At 47.9% G+C, this 24,018-nt stretch carries 21 protein-coding genes and 1 riboswitch; of the genes, 8 read left to right on the forward strand and 13 right to left on the reverse strand.

Annotated features, from left to right (window positions below; translation table 11 throughout):
* Positions 1–110: 110 nt before the first annotated feature.
* Together hldE and ACO6V5_RS12715 are read left to right on the forward strand one after the other, a co-directional pair.
* Positions 111–1,553, forward strand: a complete 1,443-nt coding sequence (gene hldE, locus ACO6V5_RS12710) for a bifunctional D-glycero-beta-D-manno-heptose-7-phosphate kinase/D-glycero-beta-D-manno-heptose 1-phosphate adenylyltransferase HldE (protein WP_422132692.1) — start codon at positions 111–113, stop codon at positions 1,551–1,553.
* A 158-nt stretch (positions 1,554–1,711) separates the two neighbouring features.
* Positions 1,712–3,103 (forward strand): hypothetical protein, encoded by a 1,392-nt coding sequence (locus tag ACO6V5_RS12715; RefSeq protein WP_422413356.1) that lies wholly within the window; start codon positions 1,712–1,714, stop codon positions 3,101–3,103.
* Between the two features lie 33 nt (positions 3,104–3,136).
* Here ACO6V5_RS12715 and ACO6V5_RS12720 read toward each other — a convergent pair whose 3' ends face one another.
* Both ACO6V5_RS12720 and ACO6V5_RS12725 read right to left on the reverse strand, forming a co-directional pair.
* Positions 3,137–3,946, reverse strand: coding sequence for an aldo/keto reductase (locus ACO6V5_RS12720; RefSeq protein WP_422413358.1), 810 nt, complete (start codon positions 3,944–3,946; stop codon positions 3,137–3,139).
* Positions 3,939–5,153, reverse strand: a complete 1,215-nt coding sequence (locus ACO6V5_RS12725; RefSeq protein ID WP_422413360.1) for an FAD-dependent oxidoreductase — start codon at positions 5,151–5,153, stop codon at positions 3,939–3,941. Before ACO6V5_RS12725 ends, ACO6V5_RS12720 begins: the two co-directional genes overlap by 8 nt.
* Before the next feature lie 199 nt (positions 5,154–5,352).
* Between ACO6V5_RS12725 and pxpB the strand changes: the two genes are divergently transcribed.
* Genes pxpB through ACO6V5_RS12745 form a run of 4 tightly spaced genes read left to right on the forward strand, consistent with a single transcriptional unit; the run spans position 5,353 to position 8,498 of the window.
* The gene (gene pxpB / locus ACO6V5_RS12730; RefSeq protein WP_422132688.1) at positions 5,353–6,054 is read left to right on the forward strand and encodes a 5-oxoprolinase subunit PxpB; all 702 of its coding nucleotides are present in this window, start codon (positions 5,353–5,355) and stop codon (positions 6,052–6,054) included.
* Positions 6,051–7,037, forward strand: a complete 987-nt coding sequence (locus ACO6V5_RS12735) for a biotin-dependent carboxyltransferase family protein (RefSeq protein WP_422413362.1) — start codon at positions 6,051–6,053, stop codon at positions 7,035–7,037. Before pxpB ends, ACO6V5_RS12735 begins: the two co-directional genes overlap by 4 nt.
* Positions 7,027–7,806 carry a LamB/YcsF family protein gene (locus tag ACO6V5_RS12740; protein ID WP_422132686.1) on the forward strand — a complete coding sequence of 260 codons (780 nt, stop codon included), beginning with the start codon at positions 7,027–7,029 and terminating at the stop codon, positions 7,804–7,806. The genes ACO6V5_RS12735 and ACO6V5_RS12740 overlap by 11 nt, the downstream gene beginning before the upstream one ends.
* Positions 7,806–8,498 carry a hypothetical protein gene (locus tag ACO6V5_RS12745; RefSeq protein WP_422137309.1) on the forward strand — a complete coding sequence of 231 codons (693 nt, stop codon included), beginning with the start codon at positions 7,806–7,808 and terminating at the stop codon, positions 8,496–8,498. The genes ACO6V5_RS12740 and ACO6V5_RS12745 overlap by 1 nt, the downstream gene beginning before the upstream one ends.
* Before the next feature lie 42 nt (positions 8,499–8,540).
* Here ACO6V5_RS12745 and ACO6V5_RS12750 read toward each other — a convergent pair whose 3' ends face one another.
* Entirely contained in the window at positions 8,541–11,972 is a 3,432-nt protein-coding gene (locus ACO6V5_RS12750) for a hypothetical protein (protein WP_422413365.1), read from the reverse strand.
* Between the two features lie 474 nt (positions 11,973–12,446).
* On the opposite strand from ACO6V5_RS12750, the gene ACO6V5_RS12755 reads away from it, so the two are divergent.
* Positions 12,447–13,226, forward strand: coding sequence for a DUF2057 family protein (locus ACO6V5_RS12755; protein WP_422412938.1), 780 nt, complete (start codon positions 12,447–12,449; stop codon positions 13,224–13,226).
* Positions 13,223–13,939 (forward strand): 16S rRNA pseudouridine(516) synthase RsuA, encoded by a 717-nt coding sequence (gene rsuA / locus ACO6V5_RS12760; RefSeq protein ID WP_422132682.1) that lies wholly within the window; start codon positions 13,223–13,225, stop codon positions 13,937–13,939. Before ACO6V5_RS12755 ends, rsuA begins: the two co-directional genes overlap by 4 nt.
* Here rsuA and ACO6V5_RS12765 read toward each other — a convergent pair.
* The 10 genes from ACO6V5_RS12765 to ACO6V5_RS12810 form a co-directional block, all read right to left on the reverse strand.
* Complete coding sequence (locus tag ACO6V5_RS12765) at positions 13,921–14,451, reverse strand: DinB family protein (RefSeq protein ID WP_422132681.1); 531 nt, start codon at positions 14,449–14,451, stop codon at positions 13,921–13,923. The genes rsuA and ACO6V5_RS12765 overlap by 19 nt on opposite strands.
* Positions 14,452–14,479: 28 nt before the next feature.
* Positions 14,480–15,700 (reverse strand): hypothetical protein, encoded by a 1,221-nt coding sequence (locus ACO6V5_RS12770; RefSeq protein ID WP_422137306.1) that lies wholly within the window; start codon positions 15,698–15,700, stop codon positions 14,480–14,482.
* 16 nt (positions 15,701–15,716) lie between these two features.
* Positions 15,717–16,625 (reverse strand): cyanophycin synthetase, encoded by a 909-nt coding sequence (locus ACO6V5_RS12775; protein ID WP_422137305.1) that lies wholly within the window; start codon positions 16,623–16,625, stop codon positions 15,717–15,719.
* A complete protein-coding gene (locus tag ACO6V5_RS12780) occupies positions 16,622–17,476 on the reverse strand; it encodes a hypothetical protein (RefSeq protein ID WP_422132678.1) in 855 nt (284 codons plus the stop codon). Before ACO6V5_RS12780 ends, ACO6V5_RS12775 begins: the two co-directional genes overlap by 4 nt.
* A 34-nt stretch (positions 17,477–17,510) precedes the next feature.
* The gene (locus ACO6V5_RS12785; protein WP_422132677.1) at positions 17,511–18,029 is read right to left on the reverse strand and encodes a hypothetical protein; all 519 of its coding nucleotides are present in this window, start codon (positions 18,027–18,029) and stop codon (positions 17,511–17,513) included.
* A gap of 137 nt (positions 18,030–18,166) precedes the next feature.
* Complete coding sequence (locus ACO6V5_RS12790; RefSeq protein ID WP_422132676.1) at positions 18,167–18,640, reverse strand: YHS domain-containing (seleno)protein; 474 nt, start codon at positions 18,638–18,640, stop codon at positions 18,167–18,169.
* A gap of 194 nt (positions 18,641–18,834) precedes the next feature.
* Entirely contained in the window at positions 18,835–19,779 is a 945-nt protein-coding gene (locus tag ACO6V5_RS12795; RefSeq protein ID WP_422412942.1) for a CNNM domain-containing protein, read from the reverse strand.
* A gap of 267 nt (positions 19,780–20,046) precedes the next feature.
* On the reverse strand, positions 20,047–20,631 hold the full coding sequence (locus ACO6V5_RS12800; protein WP_422132674.1) for a cobalamin adenosyltransferase: 585 nt from the start codon (positions 20,629–20,631) through the stop codon (positions 20,047–20,049).
* A 91-nt stretch (positions 20,632–20,722) separates the two neighbouring features.
* Positions 20,723–22,573 carry a TonB-dependent receptor domain-containing protein gene (locus ACO6V5_RS12805; RefSeq protein WP_422132673.1) on the reverse strand — a complete coding sequence of 617 codons (1,851 nt, stop codon included), beginning with the start codon at positions 22,571–22,573 and terminating at the stop codon, positions 20,723–20,725.
* 4 nt (positions 22,574–22,577) lie between these two features.
* Entirely contained in the window at positions 22,578–23,645 is a 1,068-nt protein-coding gene (locus tag ACO6V5_RS12810; protein ID WP_422412944.1) for a cobalamin-binding protein, read from the reverse strand.
* 132 nt (positions 23,646–23,777) lie between these two features.
* Positions 23,778–23,986: riboswitch (cobalamin riboswitch) on the reverse strand.
* Between the last annotated feature and the right edge of the window lie 32 nt (positions 23,987–24,018).

The raw sequence follows: 24,018 nt of genomic DNA on the forward strand, positions 1-24,018 counted from the left end.
GCTGAGGTTTTACCATGATTACCCATCAAGATGATTTCGTGGTAAACCTACCGGAAACTGGGCCAACTTACTTGGCAGGCCTCCCAAGATACCGAAGCGGAAGACACTGAATGAAACTGACTCTGCCACGATTTAATGAAGCCAGGGTTCTGGTGATCGGCGATGTCATGCTGGATCGATACTGGCACGGCGGCACCTCCAGAATCTCCCCTGAAGCACCAGTACCTGTTGTTCGCGTCACCAATATAGAAGATCGCCCCGGCGGCGCTGGCAACGTAGCCCTTAACATTGCCTCTCTGGGCGCCCCGACCTGGCTGATAGCTGCTACCGGAGATGATGAAGCAGCCGACTCCCTGCAGACCCGTCTTGAAGCGGCCGGAGTCTATTGCGATTTTGCCCGGCTGAAAGATATGCCTACCATCACCAAACTCAGGGTCATCAGCCAGCATCAGCAACTCATTCGCCTGGATCAGGAAGAACCTTTCTCCGTTCTCAGCAGCGATATTCTCGAAGAAAAAGCAGCCAATTTGCTGAATAACATAGGGGCTGTCATTCTTTCTGATTACAACAAGGGTACCCTGCAGAACCACCAGCAGCTGATCAAACTGGCACGTACAAAAGGCGTTCCGGTCCTTGTTGACCCAAAAGGTACAAACTTTGAGCGTTACCGTGGTGCTACGATCATTACTCCGAACCTGCAAGAATTTGAAGCCGTTGTCGGCCGCTGCGCAGATGAGCAGGAGCTGATCACCAAAGGTCACCAGTTACTGGACGAGCTGGAGCTTGACGCCATGCTGATCACTCGCAGTGAGCACGGCATGACCCTGATTCGCAGAGACGAAAAGGAACTGCACCTGCCAGCCAGAGCCCGTGAAGTCTTTGATGTGACCGGCGCCGGAGACACCGTAATTTCCACTCTGGCCACTGCACTTGCAGCGGGGGCTGAACTGCCCAAAGCAGCCGCTCTGGCCAATATTGCAGCCGGTATTGTGGTTGCCAAGCTGGGGACTGCAACGGTCAGCATGCCAGAGCTGCGCCGTGAGGTGAACAGAGAACTGGGCGCAGAGCGTGGCGTTGTGACCCCGGATCAGCTCAAGATTGCACTGGAAGACTCCCGGGCCCATGGCGAAAAGATCGTCTTCACCAACGGCTGCTTCGACATTGTTCATGCCGGCCACGTGGGTTATCTGGAGCAAGCCCGAAAGCAGGGTGACAGGCTGGTACTGGCTATCAACAGCGATGCTTCTGTAAAAAGATTGAAAGGTGAAGGCCGCCCCATTAACTCGGAAGATCGCAGAATGGCGGTACTGGCAGGCCTTGAAGCTGTGGACTGGGTCGTATGCTTCGAAGAAGATACACCTGAAAACCTGCTCAGAATGGTTAAACCTGACGTTCTGGTAAAAGGCGGTGACTACACCATTGATGAAGTGGTCGGTGCTCCTATCGTCTACGAATACGGCGGCGAGGTGAAGGTTCTGGCGTTCCTGGATAACTGTTCGACAACAGCCATTGTTGAAAAGATCAGGAAGGACAAATCTAAAGAGTCTGCTTGATACTTTTATCACTTGATACTTTTATCATAAAACAACAGTATTGCCGCCAACTTTTCGACAGTTAGCGGCTATCTTCTTCAAAACCCAAGGCTAGCCACTCTCCAGAACTTCGCCCTCTATAATAAGTTGAAAGCACTCAAAGATTCAGGGATAGAGTAATGGGTATTATCAACGGCGGCGAAAAGATTTCTATCAGCCCGACATGGTCTGAACATGCTCAACAGAAAGTTGATAAACCCAGGGGACGCCATAAAGGCTCTTCAGTATACTCCATCGAAAATACCGTCCCTCAAAACGGGAAAGGCAAGAAACTACCGATAAAAAGCCTCTTCTCCCGCTGTGTCAGCAATTCTGATAAAGCCGCAGCGAAAGAAAAGAAAGCCACTGAGAAGAAAGCCGTCAAAGCGTTTATGGTGGCAATGGATGATGTCAAAAAAGCAGTAAACAACAAAAATGGCAGTTCTGAGTCTGTTCAGAAAGTGATTGACAAGCACGCCAAAAACAAGGGTGAATTGGAAGACCTGTTGGCTAACCTGACCAGAAAATCCGGACAAGCAGCCTTGCAACCTCATGTTCAAAAAGCATTCAAGGAGGCCGGTCTTTCTATGATGCTGTCGAAAGCAAGAGATAACGCTCAGCCACTAAAAAATACCACAGATCATGGTCAGTCTTTCAGAGATGCACTGGATAAGTGCATGGCACCGTTAAGGGCTGAGCGGCAAGAACTGAATTACTCCACTTATCCTGACTCTATTCGAGATCAGCTTAAATCTTATCCCGCACTGACTGAATGCCTGGTGGAAGAACTACCCAACTCAAAAGGATATTCTTCTCCCAACAATCGATATTCTGCTATTCAGGCCCAGACTATTCTGACCTGCCAATGCTTTGAACAGGCTCACCAAATTAAGCAAAATCTGAACAGAACTATGAAGAGTCAACAATTACCCCCTGAAACAAAAAGCAAGATCGCGAGTGCTTTAAATGAGGTTCAGGGAATTTTAGAAGCTACGCAAAAAGACCTCAAAAGCCTGCACCGTAACTACGCCATGAAAGGAGAGGGTCATTTCCTGAACACTGAATACCGAGAGAGTATCAAGGAAAGAATTCATTCAGACCCTGTTAGCAAAGATTCATTCAGTAGCAAGCAAACTTCCAGCAAGCGCCAACCGGTCAGTCAATCTATACCGGCTCAGGAAAACAGGGTTCAACCTGAAGCCAAAGCAGCTCATAAGCCACCTGGAAGAGTAGCACCCGCCATTCCTTTCGATGCTTCTCTTGCAGCCCTGAAAAAAGAGAGGCCAGAGCTGTCACGTGAAGCAGGCCTACTAGGTGATTATCTGAAGGAACTGCAGACTTTCTGCAATTCACGAGAGTTAGTTAACCTTATGGGTAAAGATTTTTCAGCTTACAGAGACGCAGGCTGGAGCTTTGACCAGTACGCATCCCTGTGTCAGCATGCAGCTGGATTCATTGCAGAAAACCGGTCACTGACACCTGCTGAAGCGATGAATGCGGCCTATGAAAACATCACAACCCCGCGCCAATAAAAACCTTTTTTCTCTAACCTGGCCGCCAGAGAATCAGCTCTCAAGAAGTCTGATGACTCTGGCGCACGACTCTGCATTACTCTTGAGGTGTAACGGATTAATAGTGCCAATCACTGCCGCCGAGGTCGCAGGATGAGAGAAAACCAACTCCATGCTTTTCTCCACCGGATCTTCACCTTCCAGACAAACATGCCCACTGGCCAGAGCTTTCTTGATCAGAATGCCCTTATCGTTCCGGAGAGCGTAATCAAGTACCGGTTTCTCAGCCTGCTCCTTCAAGTTATAAGTCACCATGGCGATATCCGACTTTTCCAGCGCCATAATGCCGCCTTCAACAGTTTTGGTAGACATGCCTGACGCCAGAATCTTGCCCTCTTTTTTTAACGCTTCCAGTACTTCCAGACAGCCATATTGCTGAATAATATTGACGTCATCACCATAGGAATGGACCAGCACCATTTCAATCCAATCAGTATTCAGCCGTTTCAGACTTCTCTCGATGCTGAAGCGAATATGTTCCGGTGTGAAATCAAAACGAGACTCACCGTTCTCAAACTCTTCTCCGACTTTACTGCAGATAACCCAGTTGTCTCTCTGACCTTTTAACAAAGACCCCAATCTTTCTTCACTGGTGCCGTAGGCTGGTGCTGTGTCCAGCAGATTAATACCCAGGGTTTGTGCCAGTTTCAGAAGCTCTCTGGCCTCGCTATCATCCGGAATCCTGAATCCGGATGGGTATTTTACGCCCTGATCCCTGCCCAGCTTTACGGTTCCGAAACCGATGGGAGAAACCCGGATATCGGTACCTGCAATGGTTCTTGTCTCAAGTCGGTAATCAGTCATGATCGACAAATGCCCCGCTCCAGAAGGGTTGGCAGATTTCAGGATGCTGAACATCCTCTGGCAAAGCAAAGCCTTCATTGCCAGAAGGCGAGAGTTGCTGCCTGTTCAGCACTTTAATGACCTCATCAGAAAGGTTGGGTGCCAGCGCCAGCTTGGTCGGCCAGGAAACAATGCCGTTTTCTATCTCATGAATGAATGCGGCATCCGGTCTCAGCAGTCTGCTCTGTCTGGGTTCGGCCCGGTTTACAAACATCGTCGCCCATTGGGCATCGTCCAGATTAACCCATGGCAATAATGCAGTCAGCTCACGCCGGGCCACCCGGATCTGTTGTTCCGGTGTGCGTTCCATCCCGTCTTCCGCAATTTCGCCCCCCAGATACCAGACCCAGCTGCCTTCACCATCCGGATGGCTGGTGACTGTTATTCTTGGAACGGGTTTAGTACCCAGACAATGCGCGAAGAGCGGCTCAGGATGACGATGCCGAACCATAACCATATGAAGCGGCCTTCTCTGCATCTCTGGCCGGGAGAGTCCCCAGAGTTTTATCAGGTCCTCTGTGCCTTCGCCCGCCGTGGTAACAAACTTGCTGGCCCTGATTTGCAGGGTTTTGCCTCCAAAGGTATGCTCGATGAAATCTATTTTTTTGCCTTCAGTGACAATACGGGTGTTTTCAGACCAGTCCACCTTGAGAATCCGATCTTCCAGACCTTTCACCAATGCATCGATGACCGTCCGGATATCCAGCACGATCTCATTGAGCTGATAGACTTTGCCCAGAAACGCTTCATGACGAAAAATATCAGGAAAATCCTCCGGTTTCTTCAACTGCTCCACCCGACCGCGCAAAGCCTTGCTGGCGAAAAACGTAGTAAGCCTGGAACCCACATCACCGGGAGACCATAGATACTGGAACTCAGAGAGTATAACGGCTCCCGACAGATCAACCTCACCTTCCCCCCTGAGAGCCTTGCGCCAGCGGTCTGGCATGCCGACAATACACTCTGCCGCCTTGGTCAGAGTGCCGGTCAAAGTGTACTTGGTCCCGCCATGAACGATCCCCTGGGATTTGATCGTCTGACCACCGCCGAGGGTAGCATTCTCCAGCAGAAGGGCTTTATAGCCTTGCTGATTGAGGGTATTGAACAGCCAGAGACCGGCAATGCCTCCGCCAATTACAACAACATCTGTTTCTATGGTCTGAGTCATATAAAGTGGATCAGAGAGTAAGACAGGGAAAATACAAAACCGGCAGTATACGCCTCATACCCGTCCGAGACCAACATCGCCTTCAGCCTCTGGATGCCAGACGTTCGCATTTGGTAGATTTACTCTCTCCGACGACTAACGCTTGATAACCCAATCCTATGTTAGAATCGGCTGCAGACTTTGAGAATATGACGATAATATGAACCATCCCTGTGAGTGCTTCCCTCTGGGTGACTCAGCTCTAATGCTGTGTTTTGGTGACCGGATCAGTCCCAAAATAAACCTGATCGTTCACACGGCGGCAAAACAAGTTCTCGAAGCGGCATCCCCTGAAATAATTGAGATAGTTCCGGCTTACACAACTTTGACCGTCTATTACGATCCCTGCCAGATTCAATCAGCAACACCTTATGAAGCTTTGAAAGAAAAAATACTCAACCTCCTGCAAACACTCAAGGTGGGTCAGACAAACGTTGGCAATCTTGTTGAAATACCAGTCTGCTACGAAAGCAGCTTTGCTCCGGACCTGGATCGTGTAGCCAAACACTGTCGCTTAAAAACTGAAAAAGTGATTGATCTTCACACTTCAGCGACTTACGACGTTTACTTTCTTGGCTTTGCTCCGGGTTTTCCCTTTCTGGGTGGAATGAATAAAAGACTATCGATACACAGACTTGAAAACCCACGTCTGTCGATACCGGCTGGCTCCGTTGGCATTGCCGGTGAGCAGACAGGTATCTACCCTCTTTCCACTCCCGGAGGCTGGCAGCTGATAGGCCACACCCCTGTTTCTCTGGTGGACTTCAGTAACGACCACCCCACCCTGCTCAAGCCCGGTGACAGAGTAAAATTCACCGCTATTTCCTCCAGAGAGCATCAGGAAATGGAGGCGCAAAGGTGAGCCTGACCGTCAAACAACCCGGAATGCTGACCAGCCTCCAGGATCTGGGCAGGTATGGCCTCCGGAACCTGGGCCTATCAACTTGTGGCGCTATGGACTCCCTGGCAGCCAGAGTCGCTAATCTGATACTGGGTAACCCTGAGAATGCCCCACTGCTGGAATTCACTTTGACAGGACCCACTCTGGAATTTCATAAGTCCACTGTAATCTGTCTTAGTGGAGGAAGTGCCGATGCCACCGTGGATACCCATCCCATCGCCAGCAACTTCGTAACCGCCGTTAAAGCAGGGCAAACACTGAAAATTGCCAGTCTCAGAACAGGCTGCCGGGGCTATCTGGCGATTAAAAACGGCTTTCAGGCTCGGGAAGTGTTGGGAAGTTGCAGTACTTATCTGAGAGCTGGTATCGGTGGCCTTGGCGGTCGGGCACTGAAAGAGAACGACCGGCTTGGCTTTAACAGCTGGGCAGCAAAGAAAAATTTCAAACCTGATATTGCTGTGGGCCACAGGTTTACACAGTATCTTGAGGATCAGAAACATGTTCAGCCTGTTCGTTATATCCGGGGTCCACAAACGTCATGGTTCTCCGGCCCAAGCCTGAATGTTTTCCAGAACCAGAGCTACTCTGTCCGCCCGGATTCTGACCGGATGGGTTATCGTCTCTGTGGTCAAAAGATCAAAAGCAGCTATCCCGGAAATCTGATCACAGAGGGGACAGCCATGGGTTCCATTCAGATCCCTCCGGATGGTCAACCCATTATTCTGATGAGTGATTGTCAGCCCACTGGCGGATATCCCAAAATCGGGAACATCATCTCTGCGGACTTGCCCAGAGTCGCCCAGCTGAAGCCATCGGACACACTGACCTTTCAGGAAGTCACTGTGGAAGAAGCACAACGGGAACTGGTAAAACAGAGAATCGGCCTGAACCGTCTGGCCATAGCGGCTGAATATTATTGGAACCGAAACCAAAATGATTACTGATAAAGCTCTGACACTGGATCTGAACTGCGACATGGGTGAAAGCTTTGGCCAGTACAGGCTGGGAAACGATACTGGAATCATGCCGTATATCAGTTCTGCCAACATTGCCTGCGGCTTTCATGGGGGTGATCCGAATATCATGGCCAACACGGTAAAACTGGCTTTGGAACACAGTGTTGCCGTCGGTGCTCATCCCGGTTTACCAGACCTTCAGGGCTTTGGTCGCAGAAACATGCACATCAGCCCCGAAGATGCCTATAACCTGACACTTTACCAGACAGGCGCATTAAGCGCTTTTGTGACGGCACAAGGCGGTCAACTTCACCATGTCAAACCTCACGGAGCTCTGTACAATATGGCCGCCCGTAACCCGGACCTTGCCAAAGCCATAGCCGAAGCGGTTTATCAATTTAATCAGGAACTGATTCTCTATGGGTTAGCCGGTAGTTGCCTTATATCTCAGGCTGAAGCCATTGGCCTGAAGACCGCCAGCGAAGTCTTTGCCGACCGCAGCTACCAGATTACTGGCCAGCTAACCCCCAGAGATCAGGACGGCGCAATGATTGAAGACCAGCAAAAGTCCCTCGACCAGATCAGAGACATGGTATTACACAAACAAGTGACGTCAGTGGATGGCCGGACAATTGCTATCCAGGCCGAGACCCTGTGCATACATGGCGATGGTCCCCGGGCTCTGGACTTTGTCCGTGGCTGTGAACGATTTCTCCGGGCACAGGGCATCACCATTCAAACGATTCAGGCGCAGTAATGAATATTTCTCCCCAGGCTTCATTGCCCTCTTCAAGATCTCTTTTTGCCACTTCCTGGAGTGGCGGCAAGGATGGTTGCTTTGCTCGATGGATTTCCAGTCAGAGTGGCGCCAAACCCGCCTGTCTGCTCACTATGCTCAGAGAAGGTGAACAGAGAACCAGTGCCCATGGACTGCACCAGGAGGTTCTTCAGACTCAGGCTGATTGTCTGGGAACCCCAATCATTTTTGGCTCTGCCGGGTTTGGAGGTTATGAACAGGGATTAAAAAAGGCACTGGCAACCGCTATCAGTGAGTATTCTGCCAGTCACCTTGCTTTTGGTGATATCGACCTGGATGCCCACAAGGATTGGTACGATCGTATTCTCAAAGATACTTCTATCCAGACCTGTTACCCACTCTGGCACTACAGCCGCAAACAGCTTCTGAAAGATATGTTCTCGGTGGGCCAGGAGGCCCTGATTGTCAGCATCAAGAATGAATCACTGGATCAAAGTTTTCTCGGACGAATACTGACACCCTCACTGGCCGATGAGATAGAAGCCAGAGGCATCTGCCCCACTGGAGAAGAAGGCGACTTTCACACACTGGTGATCAATGGTCCTGACTTTAAAGAACCCTTGTCCGTTAAAAAAGCAGATATCTGGCAGGATGACTGGGGCCACTCTGTGCTTGAGCTCTTACCTGCCTGAGGTTCAGGAGAACGCTTTCTGGCCCTCTCCAACAACGCTCTTTTATGCCGTGGAAACGTCCGGGTCAGGCACAGGTATCTCTTCGTAAGCAACCCTGTTAAATGCCCTGGAGCGTAAAATGCTGGCCATTTTGTCCAGGGCTGGATCGGGGTAACTGTCCTGAAGACGCTCCACAACGTGCATAAGTACAATGCCTGATATGGAATCAAGCTTTGGCTCTGAAGATTCAAGGGCTGCCAGGACATTAATGCGCATCATTGCCATCAGTGCACGGGCAGGGCCAGCAGCCTGACCGACCGCCAGGTTGAGTTCGTCAATCATAATGCTAGTAAGCGGTCTGGCGAGGGTCGGACTACCGGAAGCCAGCTCGGGGGAATCGTAAGGCAGCAGGGTTGACGGACCAGAATCCATAGGGGTAATCAAGTCAACCACATAAACCCAGTCTTTCTTTGTATAGCCTTCTTTTAAACGAAGAATGAGGTTGCAAAAAAAACATTTTTTTCCGTAGTAAAGTTCCTCACCAACTTTGGTCTTAAGCAGCACACATTTCTCAGGCAAGTAACCACCTGCCCGGGCAGCTTCCTCCAGCCGGTTATAGAGTCTCCCTATGATCTCACTGAATTGCTCTTTGTTAAGTACTAAAAGATCTGTATCCCTTGGCGTGACTGAGCGCTCAATAATTTCCCGGGATATTTCGCCCGGTAACAGATCGCTGCCGGTTACCCGTTTTAATGCCTGGCTCCCCCAGCGTGACTGAACCTGCGTCTGATAGGCACGGCTTCCCAGATATACCACAGGCTTATTGTTATGATTCAGCGCCTGTACTTCGCTGGCTATTTGCTCATGAAAATAAGCTCTTGTCTCGAGAGTCTCCCGAGTATCTACCCTAAAAAATGTATTCACGACAAAATTTGCCAGAGTATCAGGCTTTTTGCTGGCTTGTTTGTTAAATCGGCCATTTTTAAAATGAACTGGATTCGGTTCATTATTGCCAGTGATTTTCACTAGTGATAGCTCTTTGGAATTATCCAGATCTTTTACGCAACCTGCTATGAAAGCAATATTTTTGTTAATTTTCTTCCTGCAACTGACTGTAGCCTGCTCAAGGTTGGCAATAGTGGGAAATTCACTTTTGAGAATATCGATACGTTTACTGCTAACGGTAACAAGCCCCGTATTCAAATGCTGAAGTTGTCGTAAGCCATGGTATAAAGTAGCTTTGATTGACTCGAACAGGACAATCTTCAGACATTTGTCTTGCCCAGTAATAACTTGCTCTCTGATTTTGTTCAATTGCCTGAAAGCATCTCTGAAACAGGTTTGGATGTTTTGATTGATCTTATCAAATTGATCAATTTTCTCTTTAATCCCGGAAGCATTTGCTTTGATTTTTTCTTTCCATTTCTCTTTGGTCTCCTTAAGCGAGGACGACGGATCACTTGTTTGAATGCTTGTAATGCAGCCCTCCAGATCACTGAAAATTGAAGCGCATTCACAAATATGCTCAATGAGCATTGCACAGTAATAACTGCAGTGGGAGAACGTCAGGAGCAATTCACTGTGTGGTGATTGGGCAATGTTTGCAAAAATATTGATTAGCCATTCACAGGATTTCCTGTCTAGTTCTGTGATGTTAATGCCTGGATTATAGATATCGCACTCTTTGTTTATGAGCTTTAAAATATCATTATTCTGGATCAGAGTCTCTGCCAACAGGGATTTCAGGGATTCAGGAAGCTGTTGCGGATTGTCATTTGTTATCCCATCCGTGGCGGTACCTTGCACGATAACTTTTTTGACCTCATTAAAGCTATTTCTGATAGCCACCTCGTGATTGTTGGTCAGAGTCTGTATTCTTAGCTTGGCGAGTGATAATCGATGATGGTATTTACAGGATTCCACGGCTTCATTGGTCAATAAGCCAAGCTCCTGCAACTGGGTTGCCCATGGGCTCAGAACATTAAATATGTGTTGCAGCTCTTCTGTCTTCTTTATCTTTATTAATGGTGACTGGTTCTCAGTGACACTCTCCTTGTGAGCAAGCAGGGTACTCAGGTAGATAGAAGAAGCTTCAATCCCAAGTTCGAAATAACGGTTCAGGGGATAGCATCGGGTTTGTGAATATTCATTAAGACCATCATGCCAGCTTTCAATGTTGATTCCTTTCGTATTGTCTTTTTTAAGCCCTTGAATAACTTTTTCCAGTGAATAGTCGTTATGGAAAACGATTCGACTGGTTGTTTCACAAACCTTATTAATAACATCCCATCGTTCTGACATTAACGCTGCATGGAATAGCTCTGCACAGAATAAATGCTGAGCAATCATCTTTTTGTCAACGCAGACGGGTTGGAATTCCTGATCGTACCCTTCATTCCTGTATCGATCAATTGAACTGAAAAGACATCCAGAGGCGATTTTCACGATATCTTGAGAATCTTTCTTGCTCTGGATTTCCAATGTTGCCGAAGCAACGGTAGTGAGCAGATTGCTTATCCCTTCACTGAGTCTGCGAGACTCAGATGCCACAGAGTTAGATCGTTTCCGGGGGGGCGCATGCAAAATTGAGTGGTGCTTCCTGATTTTTGGTTCAACTGGCGCTCGTAGAGCAATATTTCTTCTGAAATCAGCATGTCTTATCATGCTCTCCACAAAACTATAGATACAGGACAAATGGCATACAATAGACTCACTCAGAAAGCTGATTGATTGCTGGCCCGGGGAAGTATCCTTGGGGGACCATAGACATAGCATTTTCCCGAGAACACGATAGTTCTGGACCAGCTGCCGTGTTACGTTACTCATGTCATCGCTCAAAAACAGCTGTTTGGACAATAGGACATATTGGCTTTTGTCAGCCAATTTTATTGTGTTGAACCAATCAACAATTTTGTATGAACTCTCCTTGAGTACCTGATATTTATTAGCGAGACGCTTGAGCAAAGCCAGTCTATTGTAGATTAAGCTATGGAACTGCAGAGCATCTGTATCAAGAAATTTTCTATCAAAAAACTCTTGATCAAGTTTCATTTGAAATTTGAGTAATTCCTGCCTGAAGTTTTGGACATCCTCTATCGTAATTTCTTCAGAAGGTGAGGACGGTGCTTTGTGAAAACAAGGAAGAGTATCCAGAATGATGTCATCAGGCAGAGGCCCCAGGAGAACTTCGAGGGGAGAAAGGCAGGCTGATGACTGCTCCGGCTGGCCTTGGTCAATAGCTGATGTCAAATCAGGTGTATGGTACTTTTGTTCTACTGATCTGATCGCAGCCTGTCTTTCAGATAGTGGAAAACCACTGGGTTTGCAGTATGCCGGATCATTGCTTTGATCACTGCTCTGGAATTGAGACTCTGGATTTATTGCAGTCGTTGAGCCTATGTCCTCCAGTCCTTCTGAGCAGCGCTGAGTGTTGCATTCTTCAGGGTCAGGCTGCGGGTAAAAAGGCGGAGCAGAAGTGTTTTCGATATTTTGCATAATAGATACTTAAACCAAACAATCATTAATTAAATAACCGCATGTAATAATCAGGCACATACTATTTTGACATCATTATGTTGATTTGGTTCCATGGACTTAATTGCACTCGCCCCTCAAGGATTAAAGACTTGCGAGTAAGGTCTGCCACCAACAGGAGCCTGACCAAGAATAGACTGCCCTGCGCGGCAACTGCTCCTGCGTTGCTCTAGCTCCTGCATCCATGCAGTCGGCGGCAACTGCTCCTGCGTTGCTCTAGCTCCTGCATCCATGCAGTCGGCGGCAACTGCTCCTGCGTTGCTCTAGCTCCTGCATCCATGCAGTCGTTCGGTAGCGAATAGTCGTCACATCGCCGCAGCAAACCGGCTGAGCAGAGTTCCGCCTCCCAAAAGCCACTTGCTTTTAAACCCTGAGTCCGGCATGTTGTAGCGCTTTTCTTACCCTCATTAATATAAGTTGCATAAGGGGATATCTATGCGCTCTCTTTTAAACGACTTTTTCAGCCTCTCTGAGCGCTCAAGACTGCATCATCGCACATGGCTAAACAGACTCCTGGCGTCAACTCTTGGCTTTTTCATGGTCGCTTCAGTCTCAGCGGCTGAATCCAGAGCAGAACAGGCCACCCTGCAGATACCGGCCAAATCTGAGTTACTGGTTCTTGACGGCACCAATCTCAAAGACCTCGACTTCAAAGTGGAGGCTAACAAGCCCATTTCTCTTACCAATGTGCGCCATCAGATTGTTTTCCAGTTATCTGATACCGTCACTAACGGCGGGGACCGAACTCGCTTTACTTCCAAACCTTTTGTCCTGACCTTCCATCCAGCAGCTGGCAAGCACTACAGCATTGATGTTCCCGACCTGAGAGACATTCGTCAGGCCGAAGCTATCAACAACAACCCCACCGGCAAGATTTCATTGAAGGATGCCAAGGGCGAAGCCGTTCCCTATGAATTTGCTATTCTGCCCAGCAAGGGTATCCAGTTCGGCCGCAACTATGCAGCAGACGTCCAAAAGTTTAATCGTAGCGACAGCCCTGCAGCGGCCAGCGAATTTTCAGGTATGGGTGTCTTCGCAGAGACAAACACAGGCTTTGCCAATGCGACTCAGAATGAGGAAATCTATGGCTCTGCTGCCAATAAAAGTGACGAGGCCAATATAAGTGCCAGCATGCTGCGTTACTGGTTTGAAAAAGCCGATCCGAAAACCCGGAAGACCTTCGTCAACTGGGCCCGGGAACAGGTCAGCCAGTGAGACTCGACAAATTTCTTTGTGAAAGCACCGAACTGAGCCGCTCAGAAAGCAAAAGGCTTTTGAAAACCGGGTCGGTGACCGTGGAGGGTACCGTCGTCAAAGACCCTGCCTGCAAGGTTTCTGACGATGCTGAAGTTCTTCTGGATGGAGCACCACTCACTCTGGTGGGATTTCGTTACATTATGCTCTACAAACCGCTGGATACCCTTTGTGCAACGCCCTCCGGAACAAGAGCCGAGATGTATCCATCCGTTATTAATCTGCTGGATGTCATTAAATCCGATCGTCTCAGGATTGCCGGTCGGCTGGATGTCGACACCACTGGGCTGGTACTGATTACAGACGACGGTCAGTGGTCTCACAAAATCACGTCACCGGTTAAAAAGTGCGGAAAACGTTACCGGGTAGAACTGGCCTCGCCTCTGGATCAGTCAGCCATCGAACAGTTTGCGCAGGGTGTCCAGCTGCATGGGGAGAAAAAGCCAACCCGCCCCGCGCAACTCGAATTTATTTCTGATCAGGAAGTACTGCTGACGATACATGAAGGCAAGTACCACCAGGTCAAGCGCATGTTTGCGGCTCTGGGTAATCGTGTAACGGCCCTTCATCGGGAACAGATTGGCTCTATCACGCTCGACCCTGATCTGAAAACGGGTGAGTGGCGCTATCTGACTGAAAACGAAATCCACTCCGTTCAGGAAGCCACCACCTGACCCCGGTTAAAACTGGACGTCGCTGGTGCCATACCCACGGAAGGGTCGATTTTGTTACCTGCTACTTTTGCGATCGTCGCCATCATTGCCAGATGGTGAGTCAGATGACTGCTAGCAAAGACCAGCTCCCTTCCCAGGGTGGATTTTAATCGCACGCTGCTGCTTTCTGACAAAAGTACCTCGGTTTTGATTTCAACATCTAAATCCAGATCCCCTGCTTTCAGCGCCTTTAACCATTGCTGCAAATCTTTTAACTCTGCCAGACCCGCATTCTTTTCATGCTCCAGCAACAGCCCCCGACGTCTGAGATCATAATCTACCGATTTGTCAGAAGAAGAACGGATAGCTTCATACAGATCCAGAACATGACGCAAGTGCTGCCCGACGGTACTTTGGAAAAGATCGGAGTCCCTGAATCGGTAATCATCAGCGCTCAAACCAGAAACAAAACCGATCATCTGTTCAACTGTTTCCTGATTGCCCCGGAGTATCCGCTCAAAATCATTACGCATGATAAAAATATCCTTTTCTCTTAACTGTCTATCGAGTTTTTATCAGAAAATTATTTTTTCCGCTCATGGCTTCTCTATCTACCCTGACAGTTCCGGCCTGCCAGCTATAGCGGAAATAAACCAAAGCTAAAATGGATGAAACAAAGTACACAGCCTGAAGTGCCTCCAGAGCGGCTTTTCCCTGATGCAAGAACAGAGCTGTAACAATAAACAAAACAGCGACACCCAGTTGCGAGCAGTAACTTTTCAGTAAAAGGTAGGTATGGGTATCCGTTTTATCGGAACGATCAAAAAACACTTTGTTGAATGACAAACGGAACAGGCTGGTCAGGAAAGCAATGACGAGAATAAATGCATACTGCTGCTGTGTTGAGAGCGTTTCATCGACCATTCCCCTGAGCAGCCAGCTGAATGCATAAAGAAATATGGCCCACCGGAAAAGACGGATAGCGGACATACGGTCAATAAAAGTCTGTATCAGTTTAAACAGGGCAGCGACTGCGATTGCCAGAATCACCATCATCCCACCCAGCTCAAGCAGACTTTCTCTGTTGATAAAATAGAGTGAGAGAGTCCAGAAATAACTTTCCAGAAAAAGAAACAGTCCATCTACAAAAAACACCCCGCAGGAGCCAAAACTATCACGAAATCGGAGCACTTCAGAGACACGGGCAGCCGGTGCCGAAAACGCTGTGTTGATTGCAACAGCCACCTTCGTTTTGAAAGTTTGAGCAACACCTGCAGTTGAGATCAGTGCGCTGAGTAGAAACAGAATCCAGTAACTCGATTGCTCCAACAGAAATGCACCCGCCACTATGCCGATTTTAAGCATCACTGCTACCAATATCTGGAAGTTGCCAAAGTGCTGACCGGAATTCCGATTATGACTGATGGATTTGAACAGCAGACGTTGAGCCATCCAATAGAAACAGCCATAAATACCATTCAGAATGGCCAGCAGAATAAGTCCTGTGGCTCCGCTGTCTGCTTGTTGTTGAAAGAAAAACAGTCCCGCCACCAGCAGGACCTCAGTCAAAAACGAAGCCCTTACGGCCCAGACGCTGCCTTTTCCAGATCTCAGGTTTTCCCAAACCCACAGGGTAAAAAGATAAGCCAAACCGGACAGGGCAATAAATACAGCTATTTCGGTCAGACTATAACCCTGTTGCCATAACAGAGTGGGCATAAAGAACGGCAACAGACCGACCAGAAATGCGTGAATACCTGAGAACTGAAAAAAGTAATGCACTCCAGTCTCCTCTGTCTCAGAAAATATCAGTCTGAGCGATCTGGAGTTTATTCAGTTCCTCAAACACCCCGGAGATATCTTCTTTTTCTCCATATCTGGGGTAGTCGTGCATTTTCACGTAAGGACGAGAGTTCACCTCCAAAAGGATGCATTTCTGATCTTTATGACTATGCTCTATGCCTTTTTCCATGATGACATCGATACCGAGAATATTGGCATCGAAAGTAGCCAGCACTTTTTCCATCAGTCGTATATTCTCTCTGGCCAGATTAGTGGCCGGAATGGTTTCAATAACACCGCCGGGTGCCAGGGCAATTCGATGGAACAGCTTTACCTGCTCCTGATCAGCCGGAACGGAATTCAGATCAAAGCCCTGTCTCGCTAAATAGTTTCTGGTTTGTTCACTTTTCTGAAGCGGGTACATGCAATCCAGAAGCCCCATCTCCTTTCGAATAGTATTCTCCTGATCGATCAGGGTGCTGATCGAGTCCTCACCATTTCCGATAACAAAAGGAGCATAACGCTGAATCACAGACACCACTTCACCGTTCGCCACCAGAACCCGATAGTTTTTTCCTTCCAGATACTGCTCTACAACACTGGCAGGCCACCAGATTTTGGCCAGCAAAGCCGCTTTCCATAACTCCCGATAGTTGCGAATGGGAAAATAGCTGCCTCGTGAGAAACCGCCGACATTAGGCTTAACCACCAAAGGAAAGCCATGCTGCCTGGCAAAGCGAATAGCCTTCCATGGATTAATGAAAATCTCACCACGGGCATGGGGAATATCATTTTTATTGAATGCCGCTCTTGCCTGAGCTTTTGAACGACAGCTCTTGCGAACTTCCAGAGAGTTGTACTGAGTGCAACCATTCATGAATTTCTGGCTGATGTAGCTGTAAACCGCTTTCCTGATAAATTTCACAGCACCATCTCCTCTTCGGTCTTGGCTGGCAGCTTTTTAAAATTCAGCCGGTTCAGGTAAAACAGCTTCCTGAAGAAAATAGATTTCCGTTTACGGGCTTCTGGAATTTCACCGGTCACCTGCGCCAGTTGACCGGTCAACTGACCTATCAGCCGCAACTTCTCGAAAGCCCCCAGATTCTTGCTTAACAACACCAGAGGCATTGGCAGGAAGAGATTGATTTCAAAAATTTTGAACTCTCCTTCAACCAGCGCTTCGATGCTGTCTGCTCGGATACCATAGCGAGCCATTCTGAACGGCCCGGTCTCACTCAAATGCATAGCCAGCTGATCGGCCTGTTTTCTATCCAGCTCGTGGGTTTTGTCCAGATAAAACGTTTCGCTGTTGTAGATACCATTGACAGGATGTTCATCGTTGCTGGTATTCAGAACCTGGGTTACGGACAGTGTTCTAAGGCACTTTGTGGAATCCGGGGAGCAAATCACAAACACTTCAAACTCTCTTTTCCCCTGGGCACCTTCCTGAATCAGATAGGGCACACTGTCCTGAATGCGATTCGCTCTTGCGGCCTCCAACTGAATTTCATTATCGACCCGTATAACCCCGGCGGAGTTCTGTCCCCATTCAGGTTTCAGAAAAACCGGGTATTGCTCCGGCCTTATACCATCAGTATCCAGGCTCTGTTTCAGGCGCCACCGTCTGGGAATAGACTCATCCATATCAAGTTTCGAGTACAGTCCTTTGGCGTCATTGAAGTAATCGGCATTCAACTGAAAAAACAGCCAGGGCTTTACTCTTTGTCTCAAGGCGTGCCAGATAAATCCCAAAACCAGCAACGTACGAACTATCATAATGATCACTTCCAGATTTAGTGTCTCCGGTGAGTTAAGGGTTAGATCTTGCCAGTTTTTCTTCTTTAACCAAAGAGAAGTTGGCTATCGCCATGATCAGCCCCAACACCAGGATGGATACAGCGGCATAGAACAGGGAGCCGCCGTCACTTTTCCCCTGGTGCAATACCTCTATTCCCAGAGGTGTAGCAAGGTGGAAGAAAACCGCACCCACCATGATACCAGACGCTGCCAGCCCCCCGAGACTGTGTATCAGACTCTGGCTGATTTTGCTTTCATTGCGACTCAACTTATTGTTAATGAACAGTATGACAGGCAGGAACAACAGCAAACTGACGGATAATTCTGCAACTCCAACAACAATAGCACCGTAACTACTGAACCACTCACCCATTGAAACACCAATAACTCCCTGCATCCACTGACCAATAGTTCCAAAGATATGCCGGGTATCCGGATGCCCACTGAACTTGTAGGGCAGGGAGAACAGAAACACCTTGGCTATCCAGAGGACAGTTAACCAACTAAAAACTTGTATCACGCGTTTTTTCATGGGATCAATTCCATTTCTCAAAAATCAAAAAGTCCTTTCACCCGATTTAAAGTGATGTGACTCATCGTACTAATGGGATAGATGAGTAAAGTCTCAGATCGCCAGCGAACCAGACTTTACTCGGAACTTGATAAGCTTTAATTGATCACTTTCGGCCAGTTATCATCAGCTTTATTGATCAGGTTTTTCTTATCCTTGAGCCATTTTTTCTGAACGGAGCTATTGTAATTCAGGTAAAGCTTACCATCTTCGATGGTCCATTGCTGAGGATCAGCACTGGCAGTCTTACCTTGAGCCACAGCCCATGCACAATAGCCGCCATACTGAGGGGCGTACTTTTCCGGAGACTCCAGAAACAGCTTTTTATGTTCTTCACTGCTGAAGTACCAGGTAGCCCCTTTATAGCGGGTAGAAAATTTATCGGAACCTTTTACCGGCTTACTATCAGTAAAATAAGCCACCGGGTCGTAGCCACTGACAGCCTTGTCGCTGAAAAGCCCGGTATAAATCTCGTCTTCGGCCATAGCCTGCATCGAAAAAACCAGCGTCAGAGCCATGATCAATCTGGCCCATACGCCTCCAGCTAAAGATAAGTGATTTGCTCTGGTCATTTGCTTTACCTCTTTGATATTCGAAAAAAATCATTGTCCTCTTGGCTGAATATACGCTAAGACAAATTAAATAGTTTCAGAACAAAGAAATAAAAATCAAACACATCAAAACTGTCATTCAGTTTTCAGTTATCGATGCATGAATACGTGTTTCAGGGGAGGCAACGAGGTGGGAATTGCGGGGTTCTACAGACTCAGGAAGCCTGTAGAATAGCTCGATAAACCTGTTTGGCAGTGACCATTCGGGTCTGTTCCGGATTCCGCCCGGCAAGAAGTGCGACAGAGGCCCGGGCCTTGCCAAAAGCCTTTATGGCATCCAGCAACGTACACTGTTCTTCCAGGAAAACAACCTGTCTGGCCAACTCTCCAACCGTTTTATCGGCAAGGCCATTAACCAGACAGCTAGTGATATGACGATAGTGTACAATACCCACTACTTCGCCATCGCTCACAACCAGGTAGCGCTTGTAGGAATGCTCGCAAATGAATGCCTGAATGTCCTGCACTCTGGAGTCAGAGGCAAGCCAGACCATAGGACCATCTTCAGTGGTCAGGGCTGCCAGAGTCTTCTGGTTCATTTTCAGGGCCAGCTCTGCCATTTTACGCTCTTCACGTTCTATCACGCCGGACTTATTGAAATGACGAATGATGCCTTTCAGCTCGTCGCGACTGGGCTCCTGAGTATTCTCAATCCTGAACAGTCTGGCCCAGACCAGCGTCATCTTGAGCATTGGCCGAAGCAGAAAACAGATAACTCTTACGAAACGGGCAGAATGATTGAGTACGGGCTCTGCCATCTGAACCGCAAAGAGTTTTGGCAAAATTTTGGCAAATACCAACATGCAGTAGGTCAGAAGAGCAGTGAATATGGCCAAACCGGTGTCATTAAAATGTCTGGCAGCAATAGCTCCTATCATCGAACTTCCGGCAATACTGATCAGCGTGATCAACATGACCATGGAGGACAAATGAGCCTCCTTGTTCTTGATAATGTATTTAATGTCGGCCTTGTTAACAGGCTTGTGTCTGAGAATTGTGGCTAACCTGAGATCATCAACATAAATAATGGCAGATTCAATAACCGAGAGAATAGCAGTAACAGCAACAATCAGGCAGGCAACAGCAACAACAAGAAGCATCCTTGCTCCTCCATTTTTTTAATCTGTGGGAATAAACCTTTATCGGTCACCTAATTGATAAGTTTAAGTTAAAAATCTCATGACGACAGGCTGATTTCACGACTTGCAGACAGCCTTTCTTATTTTGAAATAGAGCGCCTGAACAGCTACAGGCACTTAAACAGCCATGAGCGTAAAAGTAGTGAAAAGAAAGTCCTTTTCTTACCACGGCCTCCAATTTCTTTATTATTCTGAGCCTACTTTCTATCCTAAATCGAACTTTCCTGATTACACAACCTTTTTCCTGGACTCCTGCTTTAACTTTGAGGGTGACTTGGACTTGTAACTCTTGCTCACATACTCAGGTTCCGTGATCCCCAGTCGTCCATTAATCACCACCGTTAATCTGAAAAAGAGATTGCAAAGCATGTTGGCAAAGCGGTGCAGAACATCCGGAACTTCTATGCCTTCAGCATCCACCAGAACCATGGCTCTGATCGCTTTTTTACTGAGCGAACGACAGGAGTGAAGCAACTGAACGGGTCGAGGTCCGCGAGGTAAAACAAAACCTTTTATTCGCCCGACAATCTCTTCCTGATAACGATCAAAATACCCGGCGAGCCATTCTATCTGCTCTTCAAAGATGGCCTGCTTCCCCCGGATAGACGCATTAAGATGAAAAATTTTCGGCTGCAGTTCGCAGAGAAAATCGTAGATATCCCTGAACCTTTCATCTCCTTCCAGCTCATAGATAGCTCCGCCCAGTGTCGTACAAAGCTCATCGGTAATAATTTCGTGATCACACAAAGGTGAATGCTCGTAGATGAAGGGATAGCATAGTTCCCGGACGTCTTTGGATTTTTTAAGTGCCATATTGACTACCTTATAAAAAAGCTCTCACTCCTGGAAAAGAGGGTGAGAGCTTACTTAACATATGACAGACGTTAGTCGTACGAAAATTGACTTACAACTCAGGAGTCCAGGTCAGAGTTACAAACGCCCCCAGAGGCTGCCCCCTGTAGCCATCAACCGGCTGATATTCTTTATCGAAAATGTTCACCACTTTCAATCCGGTCTTCAACTCAGAAGTCAGCTTATAGCTCATGCGCAAATCAACAGTTCCGAAACCTGCAACTTCTGTCGTATTGGCAGCATCTGCATAAGACTTGCCTTGCGCACGGAAAGTAGCACCTAGCCCCAATTTATTGAACTGCTTGTCAAAGTCCAGAGTAAAGAGCTCTTCAGCTCTATTACGTAGAACCTTACCCTTATTCACTCCAGAACGATTTTCCGGATTAAGAAAAGAAACGCTGGAATTGACATCCCAACCCATAGCACGGGTCTTGACTATTAGCTCAATCCCTCTGATGCGAGCCTGATCAATATTAATGGGCGTGTAGGTGCTGTCTAAAGCAATCATATCTTCCATGTTGTTCTGGTATAGAGAGACGGACCAGTCAGCAACAGCCAGAACACCTTTCAGACCCACTTCAAAATTTTCAGACTTCTCAGGTTTCAGATTGGGGTTATCATAGCCCGGGTAGTATAGGTCACCCAGTGTTGGTGCTCTGAAGGCAGTGCCGTAGGAAGCCGTGAAGCGCATTTCATTGGGCAAAGCCAAACCGTAGGAAGCACTACCGGTTGTGTTATACCCATACGCCTCATTCTTGTCTCTTCTCAGAGCTACCTGAACGTCCTGGTTACCTATTGAGGAATGGTTTTGAACAAACACGCCCGCGTTGTATCTAGAATCTTCCACATAAGCAGTACTGCCATCGTATTTCTCATTAGAATAATCAATGCCTGCTGTCAGCAACTGGTTCTCATGCCAGGCAATATCATTCTTCCAACTGGTTGAATAACGCATGGTTTCACTCCAGTAACTGTCTGAAGTTACACCTGTTTTATAGTTTTCTTCCCTTGCCTGGGTATGCTCTTCGGCATAACCAGCCTCCAGTCGTGTACCCCAGATATCATTTATAGTCAGATCAACGAAGGAGCTGATGTTGGTTACCCTGAAAAGATTATAGGGCTGGGTGTCATAAGAATAAGCAGAGTTATTGTCATACTCAGACTTACCCTCTGAGTGCTGAAAGCTAGCCCCTGCTATCAAGTTACCTGAAAATTCGTTAGAAACACTACCAAACACAGATTTGTTTCTGTACGCGTCATTATCACCATCACCATTCGTTTCAGTGAGCGTAAAATCGTACCCACCTGTCTCATACATGTTTGCCCCAAGGTTAAAACGCAAACCTTCTGACTGACCGCTGTAACTCAGACCATACTCACCGGTGTTTCGGCTGCCACCACCCACCTTGACTTTCAGATGAGGCTTTCCATGGCCCTTGCGAGTGAAAATCTGAATTACACCACCTATTGCATCGGCACCATAAAGGCTGGAGCGAGGGCCCCGAACAATCTCAATTCTTTCGATATCTTCCGGGTCCAGATATTGAAGAGGTGACACACCTGAGCTGGCCGAGTTGATCTTCTGTCCGTCGACCAGAACCAGCGCTTGAGCGGTCTTTGTCCCCCTGAGATAAATACTGGACAGGCTGCCTGCACCACCGTTTGTTGCGACCTGCATACCCGGTGTTTTACTGAGCAATTCCGGCACACTGGTAGCCAGACTACGCTCAATTTCTTTCCGCGTAATTACAGTAACCGGAGCCAGAGCCTCATCCACAGACTGAGCAGTTCTGGAGGCTGTCACAACCACTTCCTCCAGCTTGATAATTTCTTCACTGGCCTGAAGCGTGCCAGCCAGACCTGCTGTGGCCAGAGCGACTGCAATACGCAATGTGTGGGACATGGGATTATTCCTTGTGTGTGTTTGCTGGCGTCTTTGAAGCCCTGGCAAGACTTTCTTTTCTGACGCTCTCGAGTTGTTGGCAAAGGGATTCGGCAGCATCCAGAGCCCGGGGTGCTGGCCTGGATATCAAATTGCCCGGCACGGTAATCAGATGGTGCTGTTTCACTGCCTGAAGATCGCTCCATTTCGACCAGCGCTCTTCGATAGCTTTACCGTCTTTAAGATTGCTGGAGCTGACAATAACCTCTGGGTTCTTGCCAAGAAGGGATTCCATGCTGACTTTGGGTACCCGTATTTTTGAGTCGGCATAAATATTTTGGCCACCACAAAGCTCTATCACCTGCCCGATAATCTGGTTCCTGCTGATACTCATCAGCGGTTTGTTCCAGATCTCATAAAAGACAGTGACAGGCTTTTTAAACTGGTATTTTTTCTTGATGGATTGGTAACGAGCCAGAAACCTTTTGGCTTCTTTATCCGCAACCGCAGAGGTGCCAAACAGCCTGCCCAAGCGCCTGATGACCGATGCGATCTCAGGAAAGCTTAGCGGATCAATGTAGAAAACCCTGACACCCAGTGACTCCAGCTTTGACGTCACTTTCGGGCTGTTGCCTCCTGCCCAGGCCACCACTAAATCTGGTTTCATAGCAGCAATGGCTTCAATGCTGACATTGGGAAAGCCACCTACTCGGGGTACTTTAGCGACTGCGGGAGGGTAGTCGCTGTGATCATCGACTGCGACAACTTGCTTACCTGCTCCTGCAGCATAGATCAATTCTGTTGAACCGGGAGAAAGGCTGACTATTTTTTTGACGGATTTGGGGGCACAGACTTCCCTTTTCAGGTCGTCTTTTATGCAAACCTGTGCTGCCTGCAACAATGTCGTATGACCAGAAATTACAAAAGCAGCCAGCCAGGTAGCAGACAGAAGATACCCTTCAGCGAAGCGCAGCACTTTTGCGACAGCCTTCCCGAGTGATGAACAATTTCGTTCTCGACTTGTTTGATGCAGATGCCTCATGGAATCCCTGAGATCGATGTTTCTCAGGGCGGCAGACAGTCGGCCAGACACAAAGTTCCAACCGCAGAATTATTCTGACTTGTCTCTCTTGCTCAAAGACTTGTCAGTTTCCGGGGAAGATATGAATTTTCCCAACCGCCAGGTGACCCGCCCGGTTAGAAAGCTCTATAGCTCAGAGCTTCCATGGTTGCTTTACTGAAGGCAGGTCTCCTGGCTCCGGGATCAACATGCTTTTCTCACCTTCCCGGACCTTGAATCCAGTGGTTTAGAAAGCCTCCAGGGGCTTTCTTGAGAACGCATTACTCCGTCACAGTTGCGGGCACAGCCGGGTTTAAAACCCCGTTCCCTATCGTTCGCAAGCGGATAATAGACCGTTTCGCAAACAATCCACAGCGTCTGAACATGTCAGCACTTTTTATGCGCT

The organism is Endozoicomonas sp. ALD068 (assembly GCF_049310145.1).
In the GTDB taxonomy this organism is placed as follows: Bacteria; Pseudomonadota; Gammaproteobacteria; order Pseudomonadales; family Endozoicomonadaceae; genus Endozoicomonas_A.

Excerpts from the sequence above, each read along its gene's own strand:
- ACO6V5_RS12800 (WP_422132674.1), bottom strand. The coding sequence starts at position 20,631 with ATGGCACTTAAAAAATCCAAAGACGTCCGGGAACTATGCTATCCCTTC.
- ACO6V5_RS12750 (WP_422413365.1), bottom strand. The coding sequence starts at position 11,972 with ATGCAAAATATCGAAAACACTTCTGCTCCGCCTTTTTACCCGCAGCCT.
- ACO6V5_RS12790 (WP_422132676.1), bottom strand. The coding sequence starts at position 18,640 with ATGACCAGAGCAAATCACTTATCTTTAGCTGGAGGCGTATGGGCCAGA.
- hldE (WP_422132692.1), top strand. The coding sequence starts at position 111 with ATGAAACTGACTCTGCCACGATTTAATGAAGCCAGGGTTCTGGTGATC.
- ACO6V5_RS12740 (WP_422132686.1), top strand. The coding sequence starts at position 7,027 with ATGATTACTGATAAAGCTCTGACACTGGATCTGAACTGCGACATGGGT.
- ACO6V5_RS12745 (WP_422137309.1), top strand. The coding sequence starts at position 7,806 with ATGAATATTTCTCCCCAGGCTTCATTGCCCTCTTCAAGATCTCTTTTT.
- pxpB (WP_422132688.1), top strand. The coding sequence starts at position 5,353 with ATGAACCATCCCTGTGAGTGCTTCCCTCTGGGTGACTCAGCTCTAATG.
- ACO6V5_RS12720 (WP_422413358.1), bottom strand. The coding sequence starts at position 3,946 with ATGACTGATTACCGACTTGAGACAAGAACCATTGCAGGTACCGATATC.
- ACO6V5_RS12765 (WP_422132681.1), bottom strand. The coding sequence starts at position 14,451 with ATGCGTAATGATTTTGAGCGGATACTCCGGGGCAATCAGGAAACAGTT.
- ACO6V5_RS12795 (WP_422412942.1), bottom strand. The coding sequence starts at position 19,779 with ATGCTTCTTGTTGTTGCTGTTGCCTGCCTGATTGTTGCTGTTACTGCT.
- ACO6V5_RS12805 (WP_422132673.1), bottom strand. The coding sequence starts at position 22,573 with ATGTCCCACACATTGCGTATTGCAGTCGCTCTGGCCACAGCAGGTCTG.
- ACO6V5_RS12755 (WP_422412938.1), top strand. The coding sequence starts at position 12,447 with ATGCGCTCTCTTTTAAACGACTTTTTCAGCCTCTCTGAGCGCTCAAGA.
- ACO6V5_RS12785 (WP_422132677.1), bottom strand. The coding sequence starts at position 18,029 with ATGAAAAAACGCGTGATACAAGTTTTTAGTTGGTTAACTGTCCTCTGG.
- ACO6V5_RS12780 (WP_422132678.1), bottom strand. The coding sequence starts at position 17,476 with ATGATAGTTCGTACGTTGCTGGTTTTGGGATTTATCTGGCACGCCTTG.
- ACO6V5_RS12725 (WP_422413360.1), bottom strand. The coding sequence starts at position 5,153 with ATGACTCAGACCATAGAAACAGATGTTGTTGTAATTGGCGGAGGCATT.
- ACO6V5_RS12715 (WP_422413356.1), top strand. The coding sequence starts at position 1,712 with ATGGGTATTATCAACGGCGGCGAAAAGATTTCTATCAGCCCGACATGG.